Below are 1,212 nucleotides of genomic sequence, written 5' to 3' on the forward strand. Positions count from 1 at the left end.
CCGCCACCCGGCCCTGGCCGGGCGTGCGGCGAAGCAGGGCGGCGGTCGCCACCAGCAGCCCGCCCAGCGTTCCGATCACCCCGGCCGCGTTCAGCGAGACGTCGACGCCGAGCACCGCCGGCACAGGCCCCGCCAGCGCATAGCCCACCGCGCCGAGCCCCGCGCCGAGCGCCGCGCCGCCCAGCACCTGCACGGCATAGCGGTCCGTCATCAGCCGCAGCGCGGCGGCCGGGCAGACCAGCATGGCCACCACCAGGATCGAGCCCACCGCCTCGAACGCCGCCACCGCGGCCGCGGCGACCATCAGCGCCAGGCCGAGCTCCAGGCTGCGTCCGGGCAGGCCGAGCGCCTGGGCATAGGCCGGGTCGAAGCAGATGATCTTGATCGGCCGCCAGAGCACTGCGACGGTGACGCCGACCGCCAGCGCCACCGCGGCGAGCAGGCCGAGCTGGCGCGGCAGGGCGGACAGCGCCTGCGGGTCCAGCAGCGCCGCGGCGGAGCGCCCCTCCGTCCAGACTAGCGTCTCGAGCTGGCCGAACAGCACGCAGTCGAGGTCCAGGTCCACGCTGCGCGCGCCGGTCACCTCCAGCAGCACCAGGCCGATGGCGAAGAAGGTGGTGAAGACCGCGCCGATCGCCGCGCCGGAATCGAGTCGTGCCGCCTTCTGCACCACCGCGATCAGCGCCACCGCCGCCAGCCCCGCGACCATCGCGCCGGCCAGCATCGGCAGGCCGGCGCGCGCGCCGGTGATGGCGAAGCCCAGCACGATGCCCGGCAGGACGGCGTGGGAGAGCGCGTCGCCCACCAGCGATTCGCGCCGCAGCACCAGGAAGGACCCGAGCAGCCCGCAGGTCCCGCCCGCCATGATCGCCGCCAGCAGCGGCGGCAGGTCGAGCATCAGGAAATCGGCGAAGGTCATCGCCCGCCTCCCAGCGCATGCGGGCTGGCCGGCAGCGCGCTCGGCTCCGGCAGCAGCTTCGCGGCCATCTCCGGCGGCAGGCCGTGCTCCACAAGGTCGGCAAGGCGGTCTGCCGAGGCGATGTCGGCGGCCCCCGCGGCCAGGAGGTGATGCTCCACGGCGCGATGCGCGCGCACCGCGCGGCGGGCGGCGGTCGCGCCGCGCGGCGTCAGGTGGACGGAACCCTCGGCGCGCGCCACGAGGCCGCGCAGGGAGAGCCAGAAGGCGAGGCGCCGCGCCTTGCCGCGGCTCCA

General features: G+C 76.1%; 2 protein-coding genes. Both read right to left on the minus strand.

All coding sequences use genetic code 11. The annotated features are described in order from the left end of the window. The coding region (locus tag OZN99_RS32000; protein ID WP_270939221.1) for a metal ABC transporter permease at positions 1 to 919 on the minus strand (919 nt) is incomplete at its 3' end. After that, on the minus strand, positions 916 to 1,212 hold a 297-nt coding region (locus tag OZN99_RS32005; protein WP_270939222.1), incomplete at its 5' end, for an iron dependent repressor, metal binding and dimerization domain protein. The genes OZN99_RS32005 and OZN99_RS32000, both read right to left, overlap by 4 nt.

The organism is Falsiroseomonas oryzae (genome assembly GCF_027856955.1).
GTDB classification, from domain to species: Bacteria; Pseudomonadota; Alphaproteobacteria; order Acetobacterales; family Acetobacteraceae; genus Falsiroseomonas; species Falsiroseomonas oryzae.